General features: G+C 67.0%; 21 protein-coding genes and 1 tRNA gene. 14 read left to right on the forward strand and 8 right to left on the reverse strand.

The window, feature by feature from the left end:
• The first annotated feature begins 337 nt into the window (after nt 1–337).
• Nucleotides 338–865 (forward strand): GAF domain-containing protein, encoded by a 528-nt coding sequence (locus A9977_RS20990; RefSeq protein WP_183026830.1) that lies wholly within the window; start codon nt 338–340, stop codon nt 863–865.
• A 116-nt stretch (nt 866–981) separates the two neighbouring features.
• Here the strand turns inward: A9977_RS20990 and A9977_RS20995 are convergent, their stop codons facing one another.
• Nucleotides 982–1686: an alpha/beta family hydrolase gene (locus tag A9977_RS20995; protein ID WP_183026831.1), complete on the reverse strand. Its 705-nt coding sequence runs from the start codon at nt 1684–1686 to the stop codon at nt 982–984.
• Between the two features lie 15 nt (nt 1687–1701).
• A complete protein-coding gene (locus tag A9977_RS21000) occupies nt 1702–1947 on the reverse strand; it encodes a DUF2934 domain-containing protein (protein ID WP_183026832.1) in 246 nt (81 codons plus the stop codon).
• A gap of 299 nt (nt 1948–2246) precedes the next feature.
• On the opposite strand from A9977_RS21000, the gene A9977_RS21005 reads away from it, so the two are divergent.
• The 5 genes from A9977_RS21005 to A9977_RS21025 all read left to right on the forward strand — a co-directional run bounded on the left by A9977_RS21005 (nt 2247) and on the right by A9977_RS21025 (nt 5861).
• Nucleotides 2247–2441 (forward strand): hypothetical protein, encoded by a 195-nt coding sequence (locus A9977_RS21005; RefSeq protein ID WP_183026833.1) that lies wholly within the window; start codon nt 2247–2249, stop codon nt 2439–2441.
• Nucleotides 2441–2710, forward strand: coding sequence for a hypothetical protein (locus tag A9977_RS21010; protein WP_183026834.1), 270 nt, complete (start codon nt 2441–2443; stop codon nt 2708–2710). Before A9977_RS21005 ends, A9977_RS21010 begins: the two co-directional genes overlap by 1 nt.
• A 162-nt stretch (nt 2711–2872) precedes the next feature.
• Nucleotides 2873–3637 (forward strand): SDR family NAD(P)-dependent oxidoreductase, encoded by a 765-nt coding sequence (locus A9977_RS21015; RefSeq protein ID WP_183026835.1) that lies wholly within the window; start codon nt 2873–2875, stop codon nt 3635–3637.
• A 39-nt stretch (nt 3638–3676) separates the two neighbouring features.
• Entirely contained in the window at nt 3677–5395 is a 1719-nt protein-coding gene (locus tag A9977_RS21020; protein ID WP_183026836.1) for a thiamine pyrophosphate-dependent enzyme, read from the forward strand.
• A gap of 31 nt (nt 5396–5426) precedes the next feature.
• Nucleotides 5427–5861 carry a DUF1810 domain-containing protein gene (locus A9977_RS21025; protein ID WP_183026837.1) on the forward strand — a complete coding sequence of 145 codons (435 nt, stop codon included), beginning with the start codon at nt 5427–5429 and terminating at the stop codon, nt 5859–5861.
• Between the two features lie 19 nt (nt 5862–5880).
• On the opposite strand, the gene A9977_RS21030 is transcribed toward A9977_RS21025, so the two are convergent.
• From A9977_RS21030 to A9977_RS21045, 4 genes are all read right to left on the reverse strand, one after another.
• The gene (locus tag A9977_RS21030) at nt 5881–6162 is read right to left on the reverse strand and encodes a hypothetical protein (protein WP_183026838.1); all 282 of its coding nucleotides are present in this window, start codon (nt 6160–6162) and stop codon (nt 5881–5883) included.
• A gap of 127 nt (nt 6163–6289) precedes the next feature.
• Nucleotides 6290–6379 (reverse strand) — tRNA-Ser (locus tag A9977_RS21035).
• Between the two features lie 36 nt (nt 6380–6415).
• On the reverse strand, nt 6416–7345 hold the full coding sequence (locus A9977_RS21040; RefSeq protein WP_183026839.1) for an SPFH domain-containing protein: 930 nt from the start codon (nt 7343–7345) through the stop codon (nt 6416–6418).
• A 27-nt stretch (nt 7346–7372) separates the two neighbouring features.
• Entirely contained in the window at nt 7373–7798 is a 426-nt protein-coding gene (locus A9977_RS21045; RefSeq protein ID WP_183026840.1) for an NfeD family protein, read from the reverse strand.
• Nucleotides 7799–7906: 108 nt separating this feature from the next.
• Between A9977_RS21045 and A9977_RS21050 the strand changes: the two genes are divergently transcribed.
• Nucleotides 7907–10204, forward strand: coding sequence for an arginine/lysine/ornithine decarboxylase (locus A9977_RS21050; RefSeq protein WP_183026841.1), 2298 nt, complete (start codon nt 7907–7909; stop codon nt 10202–10204).
• 10 nt (nt 10205–10214) lie between these two features.
• Here the strand turns inward: A9977_RS21050 and A9977_RS21055 are convergent, their stop codons facing one another.
• Both A9977_RS21055 and fabI read right to left on the reverse strand, forming a co-directional pair.
• Complete coding sequence (locus A9977_RS21055) at nt 10215–11066, reverse strand: DNA ligase (protein WP_183026842.1); 852 nt, start codon at nt 11064–11066, stop codon at nt 10215–10217.
• Between the two features lie 24 nt (nt 11067–11090).
• On the reverse strand, nt 11091–11873 hold the full coding sequence (fabI, locus tag A9977_RS21060; RefSeq protein ID WP_183026843.1) for an enoyl-ACP reductase FabI: 783 nt from the start codon (nt 11871–11873) through the stop codon (nt 11091–11093).
• Between the two features lie 106 nt (nt 11874–11979).
• Between fabI and A9977_RS21065 the strand changes: the two genes are divergently transcribed.
• The 7 genes from A9977_RS21065 (at nt 11980) to nusA (ending at nt 21005) form a co-directional block, all read left to right on the forward strand.
• Entirely contained in the window at nt 11980–13746 is a 1767-nt protein-coding gene (locus A9977_RS21065; protein ID WP_259652076.1) for an extracellular solute-binding protein, read from the forward strand.
• Nucleotides 13747–13768: 22 nt separating this feature from the next.
• Entirely contained in the window at nt 13769–14782 is a 1014-nt protein-coding gene (locus tag A9977_RS21070) for a microcin C ABC transporter permease YejB (protein ID WP_183026845.1), read from the forward strand.
• Between the two features lie 7 nt (nt 14783–14789).
• Nucleotides 14790–15854 (forward strand): ABC transporter permease, encoded by a 1065-nt coding sequence (locus A9977_RS21075; RefSeq protein ID WP_183026846.1) that lies wholly within the window; start codon nt 14790–14792, stop codon nt 15852–15854.
• Nucleotides 15851–17458, forward strand: a complete 1608-nt coding sequence (locus A9977_RS21080) for an ABC transporter ATP-binding protein (protein ID WP_183026847.1) — start codon at nt 15851–15853, stop codon at nt 17456–17458. The genes A9977_RS21075 and A9977_RS21080 overlap by 4 nt, the downstream gene beginning before the upstream one ends.
• Nucleotides 17459–17478: 20 nt before the next feature.
• Complete coding sequence (locus A9977_RS21085; protein ID WP_183026848.1) at nt 17479–18675, forward strand: YbfB/YjiJ family MFS transporter; 1197 nt, start codon at nt 17479–17481, stop codon at nt 18673–18675.
• 179 nt (nt 18676–18854) lie between these two features.
• Entirely contained in the window at nt 18855–19502 is a 648-nt protein-coding gene (rimP, locus tag A9977_RS21090; RefSeq protein ID WP_183026849.1) for a ribosome maturation factor RimP, read from the forward strand.
• Nucleotides 19503–19520: 18 nt separating this feature from the next.
• Nucleotides 19521–21005 carry a transcription termination factor NusA gene (gene nusA, locus A9977_RS21095; protein ID WP_183026850.1) on the forward strand — a complete coding sequence of 495 codons (1485 nt, stop codon included), beginning with the start codon at nt 19521–19523 and terminating at the stop codon, nt 21003–21005.
• Nucleotides 21006–21022 lie beyond the last annotated feature (17 nt).

Raw genomic sequence — 21022 nt, forward strand, 5'->3', positions numbered from 1 at the left:
CAGGGCTTGAATGCGGGCAATCGTCTCCAGGCGGCATGACATCTGCGCAGTGTGTTGGAAGAAGACACGCGTCGACGTAAGGGAAAGGCCCCAGCTCAAGAGGCCCGGTGGCGACGCTCTCATGGTCGCTGCCCCGGCGGCTTGAGCCGGAACACAGAACCCATCACCAGCGTGGCGAGTCAATGAGCCTCTTCCCACCTCCAGGAACCGCATCCCATATCCCCCTCTGATGCGGGAGCCTGCATCAGGGTGCGGCAGTCGGATGCCGGCGCTCTTCCAGCGGGCCCGTCCTGCTGTCGCAAGCAATGTGTCGCTGGCCGCAGCGATACTATGGCCCATGCCCACTTCCTCAACGCCCTCGACCGCGCCTACGACACCTGCCCCGCTGAGCCCCGAAGCGCGCGCGGCATTCGCTGATTTTGTGGTCACGCTGAGGAGCGATGGCCTGCGTCCAGCGCTCGCGAAGCTGGCAAGTCGCTCCGACTTTCGCTTCATCGGCATTTGGCGTTTCCAGGACGGCAAGGCCAATGCAGCCGTGCACTATGACCGCGAGGACCCGTCGGTCGAGAGGGCGTCCGAGGTTGCGGACACCGCGACGTACTGCTGCTACGTCCGCGAAAGCGGTGAGCCGTTCAAGACCCCCAACGCAATGGTGGACGAGCGCCTCGCTCGGCATCCTGCTCGGCAGGCTGTGCTGAGCTACTCAGGGGTTCCGGTGCTGGACAACGCGGGGCAGGTGCTTGGCACGCTCTGCCACTACGACCTGGTTCCCCGTGACACCAGCCAGGTCGACATCCCCCTGATGCTGAGCGTTGCGAGCTATCTCTCGTTGGGTGGACACGTGCCGCCCTATCCCGAGGGCTGAGTCCCTGGAAGTGCTGCGCGCAAGGTGCCGGCATGAACCAGGCACAAACGATTTCGCCAATCCCCGGGGTGGACGCAATCGGGGACATCGTTGATCCAGCGACGGCACGGGCGCCCTCAGACCCGCGAAGGGCAGATGCGCCAGGCCTGCGTCCAGAGGGCCAATCCATCCAGCACCTCGTCGAGGACACCCTCGGCGTCCCGCCCGCTCCGCTTGAGCACGTGGAAAGTGTGGTCTGCCTCCGCAATGTCGAAGCGGGAAGCCATGTCGCCCAGATGCGCGATCACGGGGTCGAAGTGAGGCGCCTCTGCGAGCGCATCCCGGGTGCCACGGATGAAGAGCATCGGAACGTCGATCGAGGCCAGGTGCTGCGCACGTACCGTGTCGGGCTTGCCTGAGGAGTGCAGCGGGAAGCCGAGAAAGATCAGGCCTGCGACGCCAGGCAAGGGCTCGATCGCCTGCGCTTGCGAGGTCATGCGACCGCCGTACGACTTGCCACCGGCAGACAACGGCAATGACCCCCAGAGAGACGCTGCAGTGGCAACGGCTGCGCGCACGGTGGCCTGCGCGACAGGTGCGGCGTCGACGCGCCGCCGTCCTGCCTGCATGTAGGGAAACTGGTATCTGAGGCAAGCGATGTTCCGCGCCGCGAGGCCATCCGCCACGGCCTTCATGAAAGGATGGCCCATGCCCGCGCCGGCGCCGTGTGCGAACACGAAGACCGCCTCGACCTCCTGCGGCAATGTCGCCTCCGCTGACACGGTGTCACCGGCGTCGGTGGTGATTTTCAGTGGCTGAATTCTGCTTGTCTGGGCCTGCATGCCGCTCCTGTCTGCTCACGCGTTCTTTGCATCGGAAGGCTCGGAAGCGGTTGCCGCGGCTTCGATCTCGGCCTCTGCGGCGAGCCAATCCTCGACATCATGGCCGCTCTCCGCGCCACGCTTCTCGTAGCGCGCATACGCGGCCAACCGGACCCGTGCTTCCCGAGCGGCCGATTCGCTCGCGGGCGGGGGCGCGGTGGGCAGGTCATCGACGGGGGCGGCGGCTTCCACATCACCCGACACGCTGCGTCTTTCGCTCATGAGATTCTCCTGGAGTTGAATCCAGACCCTATGCCTGCGGCGCAAAGATGCAAGAGGAGGGCGCGCCGCCTTGATCGGCGCATGACGACGGGTCGTATGACGTGGCAGGCGCGCGCAATTCCTACAGGTTCCGTGCAGTCGGCCGATGTAGCGTGAGCCTTCCACAAGGAGACAGACACCATGCCATTGACGACACAGCTGGACGAGAGCGCCGTGAACGACGACTTGTTGGCGCACGCACGCGCGGCCGGCACGATCGAATCGGTCGCGTCCACCGTCACCGCCCCGAGGGTGCATTGATGCCCACCGCCGACAAATTGACCGAAGCCTACGAGGCCTGGAAGCGGGCCAACGACGAACACGCCGAGATGATGCGCAGCGTCAGTTCTGGTGCCAAGCTCGACGCCGAAGCCATGACGCAAAAGGTCGGTGAACTTGACGTGCTGCACGCGACCTGGATGGACATGGTGATGCGGCGAGACGGGAGTCCCTGATGGACACGCCTGACCCAGGAGGCCACCCCTTCGACGCCATGGATGAATTTCGGCACGAAGGATGGGTGTTCCTGTGCAGTGCCGAACAGTTGCCCGACGGAAGCTTTCATGCCACGGTCCGCTATCGCGTCCAGCCCACGAATGAGATCCGGACGCTCCAACTCGATCACCAGCGATTCGCGGTGGCTGCGGAAGCGGTGTTTCGGGCCAGGGAGATGGCGGTGCTGTGGGTCGCCGACCGCGCCGGTGACGGGCGGGGCGACGGCTAGGCTGCGCGTAGCCCGCCAACAAATGGGCGCATGAAGAAGGCGAGCCGGGGTTGTGTGCGCAGGCCATCGGCTTTCTCCCACACCGAAGCCGCTTCGGGCTGACACGCGCGGCGCGCGCTCCGGCGCAAAGTCGCGCTTTTCACATCGCCCCGGAGTCCCCCCATGCAGCGTTTCACGGACAAGGTCGTCATCGTCACAGGCGCCGGCAGCGGCATCGGTGAAGCCACCGCCAGGCGCTTCTCGCAGGAGGGCGCCAGCGTGGTGCTGGCCGGCGACGAACGCGCCAAGCTCGATCGCGTGGCGCAGGAGCTCCCGCCCGAGCGCACGCTGGTCAAGGTCACGGACGTGTCCAAGTACCGCCAGGTGCGGGCGCTGGTGGAGGCCACCGTCAAACGCTTCGGCGCGCTGCATGTGCTGTTCAACAACGCCGGCATCGCGATCGACGGCAGCGTCACCGAGGCGCCGCTGGATGGCTGGGACCGGATCATGGGCGTCAACGCGGGCGGCGTGTTCCACGGCTGCCGCGCGGCGATGCCGCACCTGATCGAAAGCAAGGGCTGCATCGTCAACACCGGCTCGGTCTCGGGCCTGGGTGGCGACTGGGGCCTGGCGCTCTACAACGCCTCCAAGGGCGCGATCGTGAACCTCACCAAGGCGCTGGCGCTCGACCATGGGAAGGATGGCGTGCGCGTCAACGCCGTCTGCCCCAGCCTCACCTTCACGCCCATGACGGCGGACATGAAGAAGGACCGCAAGCTGATGGCGAAATTCCGCGAGCGCATTCCGCTGGGCCGCGGCGCCGACCCGTCGGAGATCGCGGCCGTGGTGGCCTTCCTGGCCAGCGACGACGCGAGCTTCGTCTCCGGCGTGGCCTTGCCGGTCGATGGCGGCCTGAGCGCCTCCAACGGCCAGCCGAACATGGCCTGAGCCGGCGTCGACATACCCCCAGATCCCAAGGAAAGCCCCATGGCCCATCGCAAAGTCGCCGACCTCGTCATCGAAACCCTGCAGCACGCCGGCGTCAAGCGCTGTTACGGCATCGTCGGCGACACCCTCAACCACGTCACCGATGCGATCCGGCGCAGCGAGATCGAGTGGGTGCATGTGCGCCACGAGGAGGCCGCGGCCCTCGCCGCCGGCGCGGAGTCCTACCTGTCGGGCGAACTCACGGCCTGTGCGGGTTCCTGCGGGCCCGGCGGGCTGCACTTCATCAACGGCGTGTTCGAGGCCAACCGCAACCGCGCGCCGATGGTGCTGATTGCCAGCCAGATCGTGACCACCGAACTGGGCATGGACTTTCCGCAGGAGGTGGACTTCAAGTCGCTGTACGCGGGCTGCAGCGTGTTCTGCGCGCAGGTGCATTCGGCCGACCAGGCGCAGCGCGTCACGGCCCTGGCGGCGCAGGCCGCGCTGTCGCGCCGCGGCGTGGCGGTGGTGATCCTGCCCAGCGACATCGCGCAGACGGAGGTCAAGGAAGGGCTGAGCTTCGCCGTGCACCGCACCGCGCCCGTGGTGCGGCCCAACGACGCCGAACTCGCGCAACTGGCCGAGTTGCTCGGCAAGGGAAAGAAGATCGCCATCTACGCCGGCCATGGCTGCGAGGGCGCGCACCGGATGCTGCTGGCGTTGGGTCAGTGCCTGAAGGCGCCGATCGCCCACACCTCGCGCGCCAAGGATTTCGTGGAGTACGACAACCCCTTCAACATGGGCATGACCGGCATCTTCGGTGTGGAATCGGGCTACCGCGCGCTGCAGGAGTGCGACACTTTGCTGCTGCTCGGTGCCGATTTCGCGTGGAGCCAGTTCTATCCCTCGAAGGCCACGATCCTGCAGATCGACACCGACGGCAGCCACCTGGGGCGGCGCCATCCGGTGACGCTGGGGCTGGTGGGCGACGTGGCCCACACCATCGAGGCGCTGATCCCGCTGCTCGAGGAACGCAGCGACCGCAGCTTCCTCGACGCGTGCCTGCGCCACCGCCAGGACGCGGTCGACACCTTGCGGCGCGACGAGCGGCCGGGCAAGGAAGGGCTGATCCATCCGCAGCACCTGACCCACATCCTCGACGAACTGGCGTCCGACGACGCGATCTTCACCGCCGACGGCGGCAGCCCCATGGTGTGGTCGCTGCGCCACCTGCACATGAACGGCCGGCGCCGCACGCTGGTCAGCCTGCTGCACGGCACCATGGCCAACGCGATGCCGCAGGCGCTGGGCGCGCAGAAGGCCTACCCGGGCCGGCAGGTGATCTCGCTCTCGGGCGACGGCGGCATCGCGATGCTGCTGGGCGACCTGATGACCGCGGTGCAGGAGAAGCTGCCGATCAAGGTGGTGGTCTACAACAACGCCAGCCTCAACTTCGTCGAGCTCGAGCAGAAGGTCGAGGGCCTGCTCGACAACTACACCGACCTGCTGAACCCGGACTTCGCACGCCTGGCCGAGGTGATCGGCTTCTACGGCCAGAAGGTGGAACGCGCGGAGCTGCTGCCCGACGCGGTGCGCGCCTTCCTGGCCCATCCGGGCCCGGCGCTGCTGGACGTGAAGGTCAACCGCACCGAACTGGTGATGCCGCCCAAGGTGGAGTTCAGCCAGGTCGCGGGCACGATGCTGTACTCGGCCAAGGCGGTGCTGAGCGGCCGCGCGGGCGACGTGGTCGACCTGCTGAAGGACAACTTCGCGGAATGAGCCGGCGCGAAAGCACCACGGAGACCGGCGCATGCCCTTCGATCTGGAACGCTTCGTGACGGCCCAGGCGCCGGTGTACGGCGCCGTCCTCGAGGAGCTCGCGGCCGGCCGCAAGACCCGCCACTGGATGTGGTTCGTCTTTCCGCAGCTGCGCGCGCTGGGACGCAGCGCGACAGCAAAGTTCTATGGCATCGAAGGCCTGGCGGAGGCCCGGGCCTATGCGGCGCACCCGGTCCTCGGCCCACGACTGCGCGAGTGTGGCCGTCTGGTGCTCGTGGCGCTGGAGCGCCCGGGGCTGAACGTGCACCGGATCTTCGGCGCGCCCGACGACCTGAAGCTGTGTTCCTGCATGACGCTGTTCAGGGCCGCGGCGCCGGAAGAGGCGATCTTTGCGCAGGTGCTCCAGCAAGGCTGCGAAGGGGGAGGGGACCCGGCCACCCTGGCCTTGCTGGGCGCGGAAACCTAGGCTCCTGCCGGCCGGGCGCTCAGCCCGCGCGCTTCTCGACCTCTTTGGCCAGCGCCTCGTTGACCTTGGTCAGCTCCTGCGCCGACTGCGCCAGCTGCTTCTCGAGCTGGTTGGCGTGTTCGATGGCCTGCGCCACGTCGCCGACCTGCACATGGTCGGGCAATTCCTGCTCGAGCACGGTCGCGACCACGGCCAGATCCTCCGACGCGCTCTGGACCTCGGCGGCGATCGCCTGGTTCTTCTTGAGCGTGCGGTCAAGGGGCGCTGGGCCTGTGGACTGGGCCTGGGATGGGGAGGACATGGGTACTATGGTAGCAACTCGGCCGCCGGCGGGGGAAAGCCAGTTCCGAGCAGGGCAAAAAAAAGGCCCCGTGAGGGGCCTTCATGAACTGGCTGTGTCCAGATGGAAGGTCTGGACATCGATTTTTTGGCGGAGCAGGCGGGATTCGAACCCGCGGAGGGTTTTACCCCTCACACGCTTTCCAGGCGTGCGACTTAAACCGCTCATCCACCGCTCCGCGAAGCCTCAGATTGTAGCAGTTTGAAAGGGCGTCTCAGCTCGAAGCCGCCGGTTTGCCTGCCTGGACCATGCGCATCGCCGATGCGATCAGTGCCGCCGTCTCGCTCATGTTGCTCGGCACGATCAGCGTGGTGGTCGCGTCGGCCGCCACCTTGCCGTAGGCGTCGACGGCCCGTTCGGCCACCTTGAGCTGCACCGCCTGCTCGCCGCCGGGCTGGCGGATGGCGGCGGCCACGCGTTCGATCGCACCGGCAGTGGCCTCGGCCACCGCGGTGATGGCCGCGGCCTCGCCCTGGGCGTTGTTGATCTGGGCCTGCTTCTCGCCTTCGGAGCGGGCGATGAAGGCCTCGCGTTCACCGGTGGCGATGTTGATCTGTTCCTGGCGGCGGCCCTCCGAGGCGGCGATCAGCGCGCGCTTGCCGCGCTCGGCGGTGATCTGCGCCTGCATGGCCAGCAGGATTTCCTTGGGCGGCGTCAGGTCCTTGATTTCGTAGCGCAGCACCTTCACGCCCCAGTTGAGCGCGGCCTCGTCGATGGCGGCCACGACCTGGGCGTTGATGATGTCGCGTTCCTCGAAGGTCTTGTCGAGTTCCAGCTTGCCCACCACGCTGCGCAGCGAGGTCTGGGCCAGCTGCGTCACGGCCACGATGTAGTTCGACGAGCCGTAGCTCGCGCGCATCGGGTCTGTCACCTGGAAGTACAGGATGCCGTCGACCTGCAGCTGCGTGTTGTCGCGCGTGATGCAGATCTGGCTGGGCACGTCGAGCGGGATTTCCTTCAGGCTGTGCTTGTAGGCCACCTTGTCGATGAAGGGGATCAGGAAATTGGCGCCGGGCGTCATGGTGCTGTGGTACTTGCCGAGGCGCTCGCGCACCCAGGCGTTCTGCTGCGGCACGAACTTGACCGACTGGCTGATGAACAGAATGGCGATGACCAGAATAACCAGGGGAACTGCGAAATCCATAGGGATGCTCCTTTTGAGGGTTTCTTGCTAAATCTTGGTGACGACGAGGCGGCTGCCCACCACTTCGACCACCCGGTGTTCGCCGGTCTGCAGATCGGCGCCGGCCTTGGCCACGGCCGTCCACTGCGCGCCGCGGTAGCGCACGGAGGCGGTGCCGTCCGGGTTCCAGGCCTCCACGTGCACGCTCTGCCCGATGTCGAGGTTGCCGCCGCGATTGGCCTGCGCGGGCAGGCGCGCCGCGCGCCGGCGCTTGATCAGGTACCAGCCGAGGACCGCGCCCACACCGACCGCCGAAGCCACGATGAGTTGCGTGATCACGCCGGCGCCCAGATGGCCCGAAAGGGCCGCGGCGGCGAAGCCGGTGGCCAACAGCAGCAGGTAGACGGTGCCCGACAGCAGCTCGACCACGATGGTCGCCCCCGCGATCAACCACCAGATGGTGGAACTCTCCATACAGCCTCCTTTGTGTCGTATCCACCCCATTCTGCGACACCTGTATCAGCACTTGTCTTTTGAATTCCTTACACTTCGCGCCTCTTCTCCCTGTCCGAGCCCCTGCACATGAAATTTCGCTTCCCGATCGTCATCATCGACGAGGACTTCCGCGCCGAGAACACCTCGGGTCTGGGCATTCGCGCGCTGGCGCAGGCCATCGAGAGCGAGGGTCTCGAGGTGCTGGGCGTGACCAGCTACGGCGACCTGTCGCAGTTCGCGCAGCAGCAGAGCCGCGCCAGCGCCTTCATCCTGTCGATCGACGACGAGGAATTCACGCCTGGCCCGGACCTCGATCCGGCCGTGCTGAGCCTGCGCAGCTTCATCGAACAGGTGCGGCGCAAGAACGCCGAGGTGCCGATCTACATCTACGGCGAGACGCGCACCTCGCGCCACATCCCGAACGACATCCTGCGCGAGCTGCACGGCTTCATCCACATGTTCGAGGACACCCCCGAATTCGTGGCGCGCCACATCATCCGCGAGGCCAAGAGCTACCTCGAGGGCGTGCAGCCGCCGTTCTTCAAGGCGCTGATCGACTACGCCGAAGACGGCTCCTACTCGTGGCACTGCCCGGGCCACTCGGGTGGCGTGGCCTTCCTCAAGAGCCCGGTCGGCCAGATGTTCCACCAGTTCTTCGGCGAGAACATGCTGCGCGCCGACGTGTGCAACGCCGTGGAAGAACTGGGCCAGCTGCTCGACCACACCGGCCCGGTGGCGGCCAGCGAGCGCAACGCGGCGCGCATCTTCAACGCCGACCACTGCTTCTTCGTGACCAACGGCACCAGCACCAGCAACAAGATGGTCTGGCACCACACGGTGGCGCCCGACGACGTGGTGGTGGTGGACCGCAACTGCCACAAGTCGATCCTGCACGCGATCATCATGACCGGCGCGATTCCGGTCTTCATGAAGCCCACGCGCAACCACTTCGGCATCATCGGCCCGATCCCCAAGAGCGAGTTCGAGCAGAGCGCGATCAAGGCCAAGATCAAGGCCAACCCGCTGCTGGCCGGCGTCGATGCCGACAAGGTGAAGCCGCGCGTGATGACGCTCACGCAGTCGACCTACGACGGCGTGATCTACAACACCGAGACCATCAAGAACATGCTCGACGGCTACGTCGACACCTTGCACTTCGACGAGGCCTGGCTGCCGCACGCCGCCTTCCACCCGTTCTACGGCGCCTATCACGCGATGGGCAAGAACCGGGTCCGACCCAAGGAGTCCCTGGTGTTCTCGACCCAGTCGACCCACAAGCTGCTGGCCGGCATCAGCCAGGCCAGCCACGTGCTGGTGCAGGACTCGCAGAACCGCGCGCTCGACCGCGACCTGTTCAACGAGGCCTACCTGATGCACTCGTCGACCAGCCCGCAGTACGCGATCATCGCCAGCTGCGACGTGGCCGCGGCCATGATGGAGCCGCCCGGCGGCACCGCGCTGGTGGAGGAAAGCATCCTGGAGGCGCTGGACTTCCGCCGCGCCATGCGCAAGGTCGAGGCCGAGTTCGGCAAGGACGAGTGGTGGTTCAAGGTCTGGGGTCCGGAGAAGCTGGTCGACGAAGGCATCGGCCGCGCCGAAGACTGGATCATGAAGGGCGAGGGCAGCACCGACAGCAAGGCCAAGAGCGCGAAGCGCAACTGGCACGGCTTCGGCAAGCTGGCCGACGGCTTCAACATGCTCGACCCGATCAAGTCGACCATCGTGACCCCCGGCCTGGACCTGCAGGGCAAGTTCGCCGAGACCGGCATCCCCGCCAGCGTGGTGACCAAGTTCCTGGCCGAGCACGGCGTGATCGTGGAGAAGACCGGCCTGTACAGCTTCTTCATCATGTTCACCATCGGCATCACCAAGGGCCGCTGGAACACGCTGCTCACGGCGCTGCAGCAGTTCAAGGACGACTACGCGCGCAACCAGCCGATGTGGCGCATCCTGCCGGAGTTCTGCCAGCAGCACCCGGGCTACGAGAAGCTGGGCCTGCGCGACCTCTGCCAGCACATCCACAAGCTCTATGCGCGCTACGACGTGGCGCGCCTCACGACCGAGATGTACCTGAGCGACCTGACGCCGGCCATGAAGCCCAGCGACGCCTTCGCCCACATCGCGCACCGCAAGACCGAGCGCGTGGAGATCGACCAGCTCGAGGGTCGCATCACCACCAGCCTGATCACGCCGTACCCACCGGGCATCCCGCTGCTGATCCCGGGCGAGGTCTTCAACAAGAAGATCGTCGACTACCTCAAGTTCGCGCGCGAGTTCAACAAGGAATGCCCGGGCTTCGAGACCGACATCCACGGGTTGGTGGCGCGCATCGACGAGAACGGCAAGAAGCGCTACTACGCGGACTGCGTGCGCCAGCAGGCCTGAGGCCGGGACCTCAGCGCCCCAGGTCGCCGCGCACGCGCAGGAAACGCGCGAAGCGCGGCAGGCCCTTGGCGGTGGTGCCGTTGAAGCGGTAGCTGACCCAGCTGCCGACGGCCGGCGGATCGTCGCGCTGCGCATCGGAAAAACCGCCGCCCAGCTTGAAGCGGCGGCCGTCGGGCATCTGGACCATCAGCGCGCCCATGCGGCCCTCGTGCCGGCCCTTCCCGGGCAGGTGCGCGAGCACGCGCGCATCGGCGTCCTCGTAGGGCTTGAGCTTGAGCAGGTCCTGGTTGCGCTCGGCGCGGTAGAGCGAGGCGCCGCGGTGCAGCACCAGGCCTTCGCCGCCCATCCGCACGACTTCCTTCATCTGCGCCATCAGCGCGGCATGGGTGGTGGCGCGCTGCTGGGCCACCGGCAGCACCCAGGGCGCGGCAGGCAGCGGCAGCAGGCGGCGCAGGGCCGCCAGGCGCGTCGTGAAATCGCCCGGCTCGGCGGGCAGGTCGAAGACCATGAAGCGCATCTCGCGCCAGGCGGCATCGACCGGTACCTGGCTGCGCACGGTCGAGGTGGCGAATTCGAAGCGGCCGCGGCCGGCCCAGAGCTCGCCGTCCATGGGCACGGCCGGCAGCGGGGCGGTGAACCAGATCGGCGCCATCACGCGTTCACCGCCGCGGGTCCAGAGCTGGCGGCCGTCCCAGTAGCCGCGCAGGCCGTCGTACTTCTCGCTGACCCAGTAATCGTCGAGCGCGATGCCCTGCCGGTAGACCTCGGCCAGCATCAGCGCGGGCGCCGCGGCGAACACCAGCGAAGCGCAGCCCGCCCAGGCCAGCAGGCCCGTCAGCAGGAGGCTTCGGCGATCCGGCATCGCGCCGCGCGGCGTCGTCGGACGCTATTCCTGGATGCCGCCGACGACCTGGCTGAAGCCGCCGTCGACGTAGGTGATCTCGGCCGAGACACCGCTGGCCAGGTCGCTCAGCAGGAAGGCCGCGACGTTGCCGACCTCTTCGATGGTCACGTTGCGACCGATGGGCGACACCTCGGCGACCGCCGACAGGATCTTGCTGAAGCCCTTGATGCCGCTGGCCGCCAGGGTCTTGATCGGACCGGCGCTGATGCCGTTCACGCGCATGCCCTTGGTGCCCAGCGACTGTGCCAGGTAGCGCACCGAGGCCTCGAGGCTGGCCTTGGCCAGGCCCATGGTGTTGTAGTTGGGCATGGCGCGCTCGGAGCCCAGGTAGGTCAGGGTCAGCAGCGCCGACTTCTCGCGCAGGAAGGGCAGGGCGGCCTTGGCCATGGCGGGGAAGCTGTAGGCGCTGATGTCGTGCGCGATGCGGAAGCCTTCGCGCGACAGGCCCTCGAGGAAGTCGCCGGCAATGGCTTCGCGCGGGGCGAAGCCGATGCTGTGCACGAAGCCGTCGAATTGCGGCCAGGTCTGCGACAGGTCGGCGAACAGTTTCTCGATCTGCGCGTCGTCGCCCACGTCGCAATCGAAAATCAGCTTCGAGTCGAAATCCGCGGCGAATTCGGTGATACGGTCCTTGAATCGCTCGCCGACATAGCTGAAGGCGAGTTCGGCGCCTTGTTCGTGACAGGCCTTGGCGATGCCATAGGCAATCGAGCGATTGCTCAACACGCCGGTGATCAACAGTTTTTTGCCGGAAAGAAAGCCCATGAAGTTGCCTTGTGAAAATCTTGGGCAGAATTCTCGCATGCGAGGTTGGCTGCTCCTTCTATTGGCTTTCTTGGCGCTGCCTTCATGGGCGGCGCACGGTCTGGGCATGGGCTATGAACCCAAATACCCGGCCTCGTTCACGCACTTCGACTACGTGAACCCCGATGCGCCCAAGGGCGGCGATCTCACGCTCTCGGCCAGTGGCAGCTTCGACAAGCTCAACCCCTTCACCCTGCGCGGCCGCCCGCCGGTCGGCATGGGCTACAGCGCGAACGGCTTCGTGTTCTCGGAGTACGGCCTCGTCTTCGACTCGCTGATGACGCCCAGCGAGGACGAACCCTTCTCCAACTACGGCCTGCTCGCGCAGGATGCGGCGCTCGCGCCCGACCGCCTGAGCATCACCTTCAAGCTCAATCCCAAGGCCCGCTTCTCCGACGGCAGCCCGGTGCTGGCGCAGGACGTGAAGCACTCCTTCGACACCCTGATGAGCAAGCAGGCCGGGCCGACCTTCCGCTCGTACTGGGTTGACATCAAGGACGCGGTGGTGGTCGACGAGCGCACGGTGCGCTTCGACTTCAAGCGCCGCAACTCCGAGCTGCACATGATCATCGGCCAGTTGCCTGTGTTCTCGCGCGCCTGGGGCAAGGGCAAGCCCTTCGACCAGGTCGTGACCGAGCCGCCGATCGCCAGCGGCCCCTACGCGATCGAGAAGGTCGACTTCGGCAAGTCCATCACCTACCGCCGGCGCGCCGACTACTGGGCGGCCGACCTGCCGGTGCGCAAGGGCATGTTCAACTACGGCAGCGTCAACTACCAGTACTTCAAGGACCGCTTGGGCGAAGAGGAGTCGCTCAAGGCCGGCTCGCTCGACGCGCTGGAAGAGGTCTCCATCATCGCCTGGGTGCGCCGCTACAAGGGCCGGCGCTTCGATTCGGGCGAGCTCATGAAGGAAGAGATCTCGCACCGGCGCTTCACCGGGATGCAGGGCCTGGCGGTCAACCTGCGGCAGCCCCGCTTCGCCGATATCCGCGTGCGCCAGGCCCTGGCGCTGGCCTTCGACTTCGACTGGCTCAACGCGCACCTGTTCTACGGCCGCCGTGCGCGCACCCAGAGCTACTTCCAGAACAGCGACGACCTGATGGCGCAGGCCGAGATCAGCCCGCAGGAGCAGGCGCTCCTCGACGGGCTCAAGACCAGGCAGCGCTATCTCGACAACACCCAGGGCGAGCTGCCCCGGCCCGCCACCACCGGCGACACCGCCGAAGGCCTTCGCCGCAACCTGGTGCGCGCCCAGGCGCTGCTGCGCGAAGCCGGCTGGACCTACCGCGACGGCGCCTTGCGCGACGCGGCCGGCACGCCGCTGGCGATCGACATCGACATCGCCGACCGCAGCTCCGAGACCGTGCTCGCGCCCTATGCGCGCAACCTGGGCAAGCTGGGCATCAAGCTGCAGTACCGGCTGCGCGATGCCAGCCTGATCAAGAAAAAGCTCGACGATTTCGATTTCGACATGGCGATCAGCCTGCAGGGCGGCTCCTCGAGCCCCGGCAACGAGCTCTACGACGACTTCGGCTCCAAGTCCGCGGCCGAGAAGGGCAGCCAGAACCTGAGCGGCATCAGCGACCCGGTGATCGACGAGATCCTCGAGCTCATCGTCGACAGCCCCGACCGCGCCGCGCTGGCGGCGGCCGCGCGCCTGCTGGACCGCTACCTGCTGCACCAGCACTACGTGACGCCCATGTACTACGGCAAGCAGTACTTCATGGCCCACAAGCAGTACCTGCGCCATCCCGAGGCCGCGCTGCCGCAGCGCCTGCTGGCCGGCTCGGCGCTGCTGACGATGTGGTGGATCGACCCCGCGCAGAAGAAGTAGACCGAGACACCGACCCCACCGCATGGCCGCCTACATTCTCCGACGCCTTCTCCTCATCATTCCCACCTTGCTGGGCGTGCTGATCCTCAATTTCGTGGTGGTGCAGTTCGTGCCCGGCGGGCCGGCCGAGCAGCTGCTCTCGCAGCTCACCGACAAGGAAAGCCGCATCTCCGGCGGCCCCGCGGGCCGCACGCTGGACCCGAAGCAGGTGGCCGAGATCAAGGCGCTCTACGGCTTCGACAAGCCCGCGCCCGAGCGCTTCTGGCAGATGCTGACCCAGTTCGCGCGCTTCGACCTGGGCAAGAGCTTCTTTCAGAGCAAGGACGTCTGGGAGCTGATCAAGGAGAAGCTGCCGGTCTCGATCAGCCTGGGCCTGTGGACCTTCTTCATCAGCTACCTGATCGCGGTGCCGCTGGGCGTGGCGAAGGCGGTGCGGGCCGGCTCGAGCTTCGACTTCTTCACCACGCTGATCGTGCTGATCGGCTATGCGATCCCGGGCTTCGTGCTGGGCGTGGCGCTGCTTGTGATCTTCGGCGGGCAGCTGCAGTGGTTCCCGCTGCGCGGCCTGACCTCGCCCAACTGGGAGTCCCTGAGCTGGGGCGCGCGCATCACCGACTACCTCTGGCACATCACGCTGCCGGTGACGGCGATGGTGCTCGGCAGCTTCGCCGTCACAGCCATGCTGACCAAGAACTCCTTCCTCGAGGAGATCCGCAAGCAGTACGTGCTGACCGCGCGCGCCAAGGGGCTTTCGGAGCGGGCGGTGTTGTGGAAGCACGTGTTCCGCAACGCGCTGATCCCGATCATCACGGGCTTCCCGGCGGCCTTCATCGGCGCCTTCTTCACCGGCGCGCTGCTGATCGAGACCCTGTTCTCGCTCGACGGCCTGGGCCTCCTGAGCTACGAGAGCGTGATCCGGCGCGACTACCCGGTGTTCCTGGGCACGCTCTACATCTTCACGCTCATCGGCCTGCTGACCAAGCTGATTTCCGATCTCTGCTACGTATGGGTGGACCCGCGTGTCAAGTTTGATTGAGACCCCCATGACGCCAGCGGCGCCCGCCGCGGCGAGCGCGCCGAGCACCTCGCTGAGCCCGGGCCGGCGCGCTTGGCTGCGCTTCAAGCGCAACCGGCTGGGCTTCTGGAGCCTCACGGTGTTCAGCGTGCTGGTGGTGCTGAGCCTGTTCGCCGAGGTGCTGTCGACCGACCGGCCGCTGCTGCTGCGCTACGAGGGGCAGACCTATTTCCCGGTGCTGCGCGACTACCCCGAGACCACCTTCGGCGGCAACTTCGAGACACCGACCGACTTCCTCGACCCCTTCATCCAGGAGCGCATCACCCGCGGCGACAACTGGGCGATCCACGCCCCCAACCGCTACGGCCCGCGCACGCTCAACTACTTCGCCAAGCAGCCGAACCCGGCGCCGCCCTCGAGCGAGAACCTGTTCGGCACCGACGACCGCGGCCGCGACCTGCTGGCCCAGTTGATCTACGGCTTTCGCGTGAGCGTGCTGTTCGCGCTGGCCCTGACCGTCATCGGCGTGCTGCTGGGCGTCATCACCGGCGCGCTGCAGGGCTTCTTCGGCGGCAAGACCGACCTGGCCTTCCAGCGCTTCATCGAGATCTGGGGCGCGATGCCCGAGCTCTACCTGCTGATCATCTTCAGCGCCATCTTCAACCCCAGCGTGGCGCTGCTGCTGATCCTGTTGAGCCTGTTCGGCTGGATGGGCCTGTCGGACTACGTGCGCGCCGAATTCCTGCGCAACCGCCAGATGGACTACGTGCGCGCCGCGCGCGCGCTGGGCGTGTCGAACCTGCAGATCATGCGGCGCCACATCCTGCCCAACAGCATGACGCCGGTCGTGACCTTCCTGCCCTTCCGCATGAGCGCGGCCATCCTGGCGCTGACCTCGCTCGACTTCCTCGGCCTGGGCGTGCCGCCCGGCACGCCCTCGCTGGGCGAACTGCTGAGCCAGGGCAAGGCCAACATCGATGCCTGGTGGATCTCGCTGTCGACCTTCATGGTGCTGGTCGTGACCCTGATGCTGCTGACCTTCATGGGCGACGCACTGCGCGACGCCCTCGACCCCCGAAAGCTGGACCGATGAGCGCATTGCTGGATGTTCAGGGCCTCCACGTGGCCTTCGGCGGCAAGCCGGTGGTGCACGGCATCGATTTCTCGATCGCGCCCGGCGAGAAGCTCGCGCTGGTGGGCGAGTCCGGCTCGGGCAAGACCGTCACCGCGCTGAGCCTGCTGCGCCTGGCGCAGAACGCCGACCTCACCGGCACCGCGCGCTTCGCGGGCACGGGGCAGGGCGCCACACGCGACCTGCTCTCGATGCCCGAGCAGGCGCTGCGCGGCGTGCGCGGCAAGGAGATCGCGATGATCTTCCAGGAGCCCATGACCGCGCTCAACGCGCTCTACACCGTGGGCGACCAGGTGGCCGAGGTGCTGGAGCTGCACGAGGGGCTGTCCAAACGCGCGGCACAGGAGGCGGCCGTGCAGCTGCTCGCCGACACCGGCATCGCCGAGCCGGCCCGGCGCGCGCGCGCCTTCCCGCACCAGCTCTCGGGCGGTCAGCGCCAACGCGCCATGATCGCCATGGCGCTGGCCTGCAAGCCGCGGCTGCTGCTGGCCGACGAGCCGACCACGGCGCTGGACGTCACGGTGCGCGCGCAGATCCTCGAGCTGCTGAGCGAACTGCAGCGCAAGCACGGCATGGCGGTGCTGCTGATCACCCACGACCTGAACCTGGTGCGGCGCTTCGCCGACCGGGTGGCCGTGATGGAGCGCGGCCGCATCGTGGAACAGGGTGCCGTGGCCGAGGTCTTCGGCGCGCCACAGCACACCTACACCCGCCGGCTGATCGACAGCCGGCCGGTGCGCGACGTGGCGCCGGCGCAGGCGGATGCCGCCCCCGTGCTGGCGGCCCAGGCGCTGCGCGTGGGCTATCCCGTGTCGCTGCCGGGCGTGCGCGGCTGGTTCCGCAAGGGCGAGTTCGTGGCGGTGCAGGGCGCCGACTTCGCCATCGCGCCGGGGCAGACGCTGGGCGTGGTGGGCGAGTCGGGCTCGGGCAAATCGACACTCGCATTGGCCGCGCTGGGCCTGCTGCCGCACGGCGGCACCGTGGCGGTGGGCGGGCAGCGCTGGGGCCGGGGCGGCGCCGAAGACCGGGCGCTGCGGCGCACCATGCAGGTGGTGTTCCAAGACCCGTTCTCCTCGCTGTCGCCGCGCATGACGGTCGAGCAGATCGTCGGCGAAGGGCTCACGGTCCACGCGCCCGAGCTCGATGCGGCGCAACGCCGCTTGCGGGTGCTGGCGGCGCTGGAGGACGTGGGCCTGACCGAGGTGCAGTTCCCCGCGCTGCTCGACCGCTACCCGCACGAGTTCTCCGGCGGGCAGCGCCAGCGGCTGGCGGTGGCGCGCGCGCTGGTGGTCGATCCGCAGTTACTGGTGCTCGACGAGCCGACCAGCGCGCTCGACGTGACGATCCAGAAGCAGGTGCTGGGCCTGCTGCAGCGGCTGCAGCGCGAGCGCGGCCTGGGCTACCTCCTGATCACCCACGACGTCGAGGTGATCCGCGCCATGGCGCACCAGGTGATCGTGATGAAGGACGGCGCCATCCTCGAACACGGCCCGGTCGACCGGGTGCTCGACCAGCCCGAACACCCCTACACGCGCAAGCTGGTCGCGGCCGCCCTGGCCGATTGAAGACATTTTTCAGCCCACCCATGTCGAATATCGGATACGACCGCCGCGGCGCCTGGCGCGCCGCCCTTGCGTGCATGGTCACGCTGGCGGTGGCCATGGGCCTGGGGCGTTTCGCCTTCACGCCCATGCTTCCGATCATGCTGCACGAGGGCAAGCTGGACCTGCAGAGCGGCGGCGTGCTGGCCTCGCTCAACTACCTGGGCTATTTCCTGGGGGCGGTGTCCTGCGCCGCGATCCGGCTGCGGCCCGCCTTCATGGTGCGCAGCGGCCTGGTCGCGACCGCGGTGCTGCTGCTGGGCATGGGCCTGCTCAACGGCTTCACGCTGTGGGGCGCGCTGCGCGGCGCGGCGGGCGTGGTGAGCGCCTGGACCTTCGTCTTCGCTTCCGGCTGGGGCCTGCGCCGGCTGGCCGAGACCGGCGCCCCGGCGCTGGGCGGCGTGATCTACAGCGGCCCGGGCCTGGGTATCGCCGCCACCGGCCTGCTGGGCGGCCTGACCGGCCGCTGGGGCTCCGACTGGGCCTGGATCGGCTACGGGCTGGTGGCGATCGTGCTGATCGCCGTGATCTGGCGGATCTTCGACGACGGCGCACCGGTCGCGACCACCGCACCGGCGGCGCCACCCCCGGCGGTGGCGCCGGCCGAGCACCAGAGCGATGCGCGCTGGCTGGTGGCGCTGTACGGCCTGGCCGGCTTCGGCTACATCATCACCGCCACCTTCCTGCCGGTGATCGCGCGCCAGGCGCTGCCGGGCTCGCCCTGGCCGGATTTCTTCTGGCCGCTGTTCGGCCTGGCGATCGTCCCCGGCGCGCTGATCGGTGCGCGCGCGCCGCCCGAATGGGACAACCGCTTGCTATTGGCCGTCGCCTATGCGCTGCAGGCGATGGGCGTGGTGCTGTCGGTGGCCTGGCCGACCATCGCCGGCTTTGCATTGGGCAGCCTGCTGCTGGGCATGCCCTTTACCGCCATCACGCTGTTCGCGGTGCGCGACGCGCGCCGTTTGCGCGGGAATTCGGCGGCTGGATTGATCGGTTACGCCACCGCGTCCTATGGGGTCGGCCAGATTCTCGGGCCGCTGTTTGCCGCGCCGCTGGCGCAACGCACCGGCTCCTTCGCCGTGCCCCTGCTGGTCGCAGCCGCGGTGCTGGCGGTCGGTTCGGTGCTTTTTGCCTTCGTCTGGTGGCAGGCCCGGGCAAGGGCGCAGGCTTTGGCGGGTTAAAGCCCCACACTTTTGAGCACTTTTGAGCATATAATCCAAGGCTCACGACCAAACGGGCGGGTACCAACCGCCCGTTTTTTATTGGGCGAAGCATTTCTTTCGACGATTGGCGGGTGTACGGCGCAAGAAGCGGCCAGCATCGCAATTCAGAGAGCAACACCAAAGGCGCATTCAGACACGTGGCATTGCAGCAAACAGTGGAACAAACCGTAGCCGGACTCGGCTACGACCTGGTCGAGATCGAGCGGTCGGCCGGTGGCCTGCTGCGCGTCACGATTGATTTGCCCTGGACCGCCCCCACCTCGGAAGAGGTCGCAGCCGGCGTTCCCGAGCCCTATGTGACGGTGGAAGACTGCGAGAAGGTGACGCGCCAACTGCAGTTTGCGCTCGAGGTGGACGGTGCGGAATACAAGCGGCTCGAGGTGTCCTCGCCGGGTATTGACCGCCCCTTGCGCAACGAACAGGATTTCGAACGTTTCGTCGGCGACGTGATCGACCTGACGCTGAAGGCGCCCATGGGCGCGGCGGCGGGCGGCCAGGTGTCGGCCAGCCGCAAGAAGTTTCGCGGCACGCTGGAGCGTGCCGATGGTGGTGGCTGGCAGATCGTCTGGAGCGATGCCCCCGAACCCAAACCTGGACAAAGAGTGAGCAAGAAGCGCGCGCCTGCACCGTTGCATGCGCTGGGCTTCACGCTGGACGAATTGCGCGAAGCGCGGCTTGCGCCGATCGTGGATTTCAAGGGGCGCAGGCCCAGAACCCTAGAGGGTTCGCTGGACAAGGCCCCCGAGGGCCTTTCGGACATTGGCGGCACGGAAGTGTCGGACTGACAAGAGGAGCGTAGTGGCATGAATCGCGAAATGTTGATGTTGGTGGATGCGATATCGCGGGAGAAGAACGTCGAGCGCGACGTCGTCTTCGGCGCGGTCGAGTCCGCACTGGCGCAGGCTACCAAGAAGCTCCATCAGGGCGACGTGGACATCCGCGTCGCGGTCGACCGCGACAGCGGCGACTACGAAACCTTCCGCCGCTGGCACGTGGTCCCGGATGAAGCCGGCCTGCAACTGCCGGACCAGGAAATCCTGCTGTTCGAGGCCAAGGAAGAGATGCCCGACATCGAGGTGGACGAGTACATCGAGGAAGCGGTGGACTCGGTGCCGATCGGCCGCATCGGCGCCATGGCCGCCAAGCAGGTGATCCTGCAGAAGATCCGTGACGCCGAGCGCGAGATGCTGCTCAACGACTTCATGTCGCGCGGCGACAAGATCTTCGTGGGCACCGTCAAGCGCCTGGACAAGGGCGACATCATCGTGGAAGCCGGGCGTGTCGAAGGCCGCCTGCGCCGCAGCGAGATGATCGCCAAGGAGAACCTGCGCAACGGCGACCGCGTGCGGGCCATGATCATGGAGGTCGACCTGACGCTGCGCGGCGCGCCGATCATCCTGTCGCGTTCGGCCCCCGAATTCATGATCGAGCTGTTCCGCCAGGAAGTGCCCGAGATCGAACAGGGCCTGCTGGAGATCAAGAGCTGCGCCCGTGACCCGGGTTCGCGCGCCAAGATCGCGGTGCTCTCGCACGACAAGCGTGTCGACCCGATCGGCACCTGCGTCGGCGTGCGCGGCACCCGTGTCAATGCCGTGACCAACGAGCTGGCCGGCGAGCGCGTCGACATCGTGCTGTGGAGCGAGGATCCGGCCCAGTTCGTGATCGGCGCCCTGGCACCCGCCAACGTGTCCTCGATCGTGGTCGACGAAGAGAAGCACGCCATGGACGTGGTGGTCGACGAGGAGAATCTCGCGATCGCCATCGGCCGCGGCGGGCAGAACGTGCGGCTGGCTTCCGACCTCACCGGTTGGAAGATCAACATCATGGATGCCAGCGAGTCGGCTCAGAAGCAGGCGCTCGAGACCGACTCGAGCCGCAAGCTCTTCATGGAAAAGCTCGATGTGGACGAGGAAATCGCCGACATCCTGATCAACGAAGGTTTCACCAGCCTGGAAGAAGTGGCCTACGTGCCCATCTCCGAGCTGCTGGAGATCGAGAGCTTCGACGAAGACACGATCAACGAGCTGCGCACGCGTGCCAAGGATGCGTTGCTCACGATGGAAATCGCCAAGGAAGAAAGCGCCGAAGGCATCTCGCAGAATCTGCGTGATCTCGAAGGCCTCGACGCCGAACTCATTCCGAAATTGGCCGAGGCGGGTGTCCACACCCGTGACGACCTGGCCGACCTCGCGGTCGACGAACTCACCGAGATCACCGGTCACAGCGCCGATGACGCCAAAGCCCTCATCTTGAAAGCCCGTGAACATTGGTTCTCGGGCCAAGAGTGACGGTCATGGGAGCACGA

The sequence above is a fragment of the Variovorax sp. UMC13 genome, assembly GCF_014170375.1.
Lineage (GTDB): Bacteria > Pseudomonadota > Gammaproteobacteria > Burkholderiales > Burkholderiaceae_C > Variovorax.

What these genes read in the sequence shown, in the direction of transcription:
- A9977_RS20990 (WP_183026830.1), top strand. Translation starts at nt 338, where the DNA reads ATGCCCACTTCCTCAACGCCCTCGACCGCGCCTACGACACCTGCCCCG.
- A9977_RS20995 (WP_183026831.1), bottom strand. Translation starts at nt 1,686, where the DNA reads ATGCAGGCCCAGACAAGCAGAATTCAGCCACTGAAAATCACCACCGAC.
- A9977_RS21000 (WP_183026832.1), bottom strand. Translation starts at nt 1,947, where the DNA reads ATGAGCGAAAGACGCAGCGTGTCGGGTGATGTGGAAGCCGCCGCCCCC.
- A9977_RS21005 (WP_183026833.1), top strand. Translation starts at nt 2,247, where the DNA reads ATGCCCACCGCCGACAAATTGACCGAAGCCTACGAGGCCTGGAAGCGG.
- A9977_RS21010 (WP_183026834.1), top strand. Translation starts at nt 2,441, where the DNA reads ATGGACACGCCTGACCCAGGAGGCCACCCCTTCGACGCCATGGATGAA.
- A9977_RS21015 (WP_183026835.1), top strand. Translation starts at nt 2,873, where the DNA reads ATGCAGCGTTTCACGGACAAGGTCGTCATCGTCACAGGCGCCGGCAGC.
- A9977_RS21020 (WP_183026836.1), top strand. Translation starts at nt 3,677, where the DNA reads ATGGCCCATCGCAAAGTCGCCGACCTCGTCATCGAAACCCTGCAGCAC.
- A9977_RS21025 (WP_183026837.1), top strand. Translation starts at nt 5,427, where the DNA reads ATGCCCTTCGATCTGGAACGCTTCGTGACGGCCCAGGCGCCGGTGTAC.
- A9977_RS21030 (WP_183026838.1), bottom strand. Translation starts at nt 6,162, where the DNA reads ATGTCCTCCCCATCCCAGGCCCAGTCCACAGGCCCAGCGCCCCTTGAC.
- A9977_RS21040 (WP_183026839.1), bottom strand. Translation starts at nt 7,345, where the DNA reads ATGGATTTCGCAGTTCCCCTGGTTATTCTGGTCATCGCCATTCTGTTC.
- A9977_RS21045 (WP_183026840.1), bottom strand. Translation starts at nt 7,798, where the DNA reads ATGGAGAGTTCCACCATCTGGTGGTTGATCGCGGGGGCGACCATCGTG.
- A9977_RS21050 (WP_183026841.1), top strand. Translation starts at nt 7,907, where the DNA reads ATGAAATTTCGCTTCCCGATCGTCATCATCGACGAGGACTTCCGCGCC.
- A9977_RS21055 (WP_183026842.1), bottom strand. Translation starts at nt 11,066, where the DNA reads ATGCCGGATCGCCGAAGCCTCCTGCTGACGGGCCTGCTGGCCTGGGCG.
- fabI (WP_183026843.1), bottom strand. Translation starts at nt 11,873, where the DNA reads ATGGGCTTTCTTTCCGGCAAAAAACTGTTGATCACCGGCGTGTTGAGC.
- A9977_RS21065 (WP_259652076.1), top strand. Translation starts at nt 11,980, where the DNA reads ATGGGCTATGAACCCAAATACCCGGCCTCGTTCACGCACTTCGACTAC.
- A9977_RS21070 (WP_183026845.1), top strand. Translation starts at nt 13,769, where the DNA reads ATGGCCGCCTACATTCTCCGACGCCTTCTCCTCATCATTCCCACCTTG.
- A9977_RS21075 (WP_183026846.1), top strand. Translation starts at nt 14,790, where the DNA reads ATGACGCCAGCGGCGCCCGCCGCGGCGAGCGCGCCGAGCACCTCGCTG.
- A9977_RS21080 (WP_183026847.1), top strand. Translation starts at nt 15,851, where the DNA reads ATGAGCGCATTGCTGGATGTTCAGGGCCTCCACGTGGCCTTCGGCGGC.
- A9977_RS21085 (WP_183026848.1), top strand. Translation starts at nt 17,479, where the DNA reads ATGTCGAATATCGGATACGACCGCCGCGGCGCCTGGCGCGCCGCCCTT.
- nusA (WP_183026850.1), top strand. Translation starts at nt 19,521, where the DNA reads ATGAATCGCGAAATGTTGATGTTGGTGGATGCGATATCGCGGGAGAAG.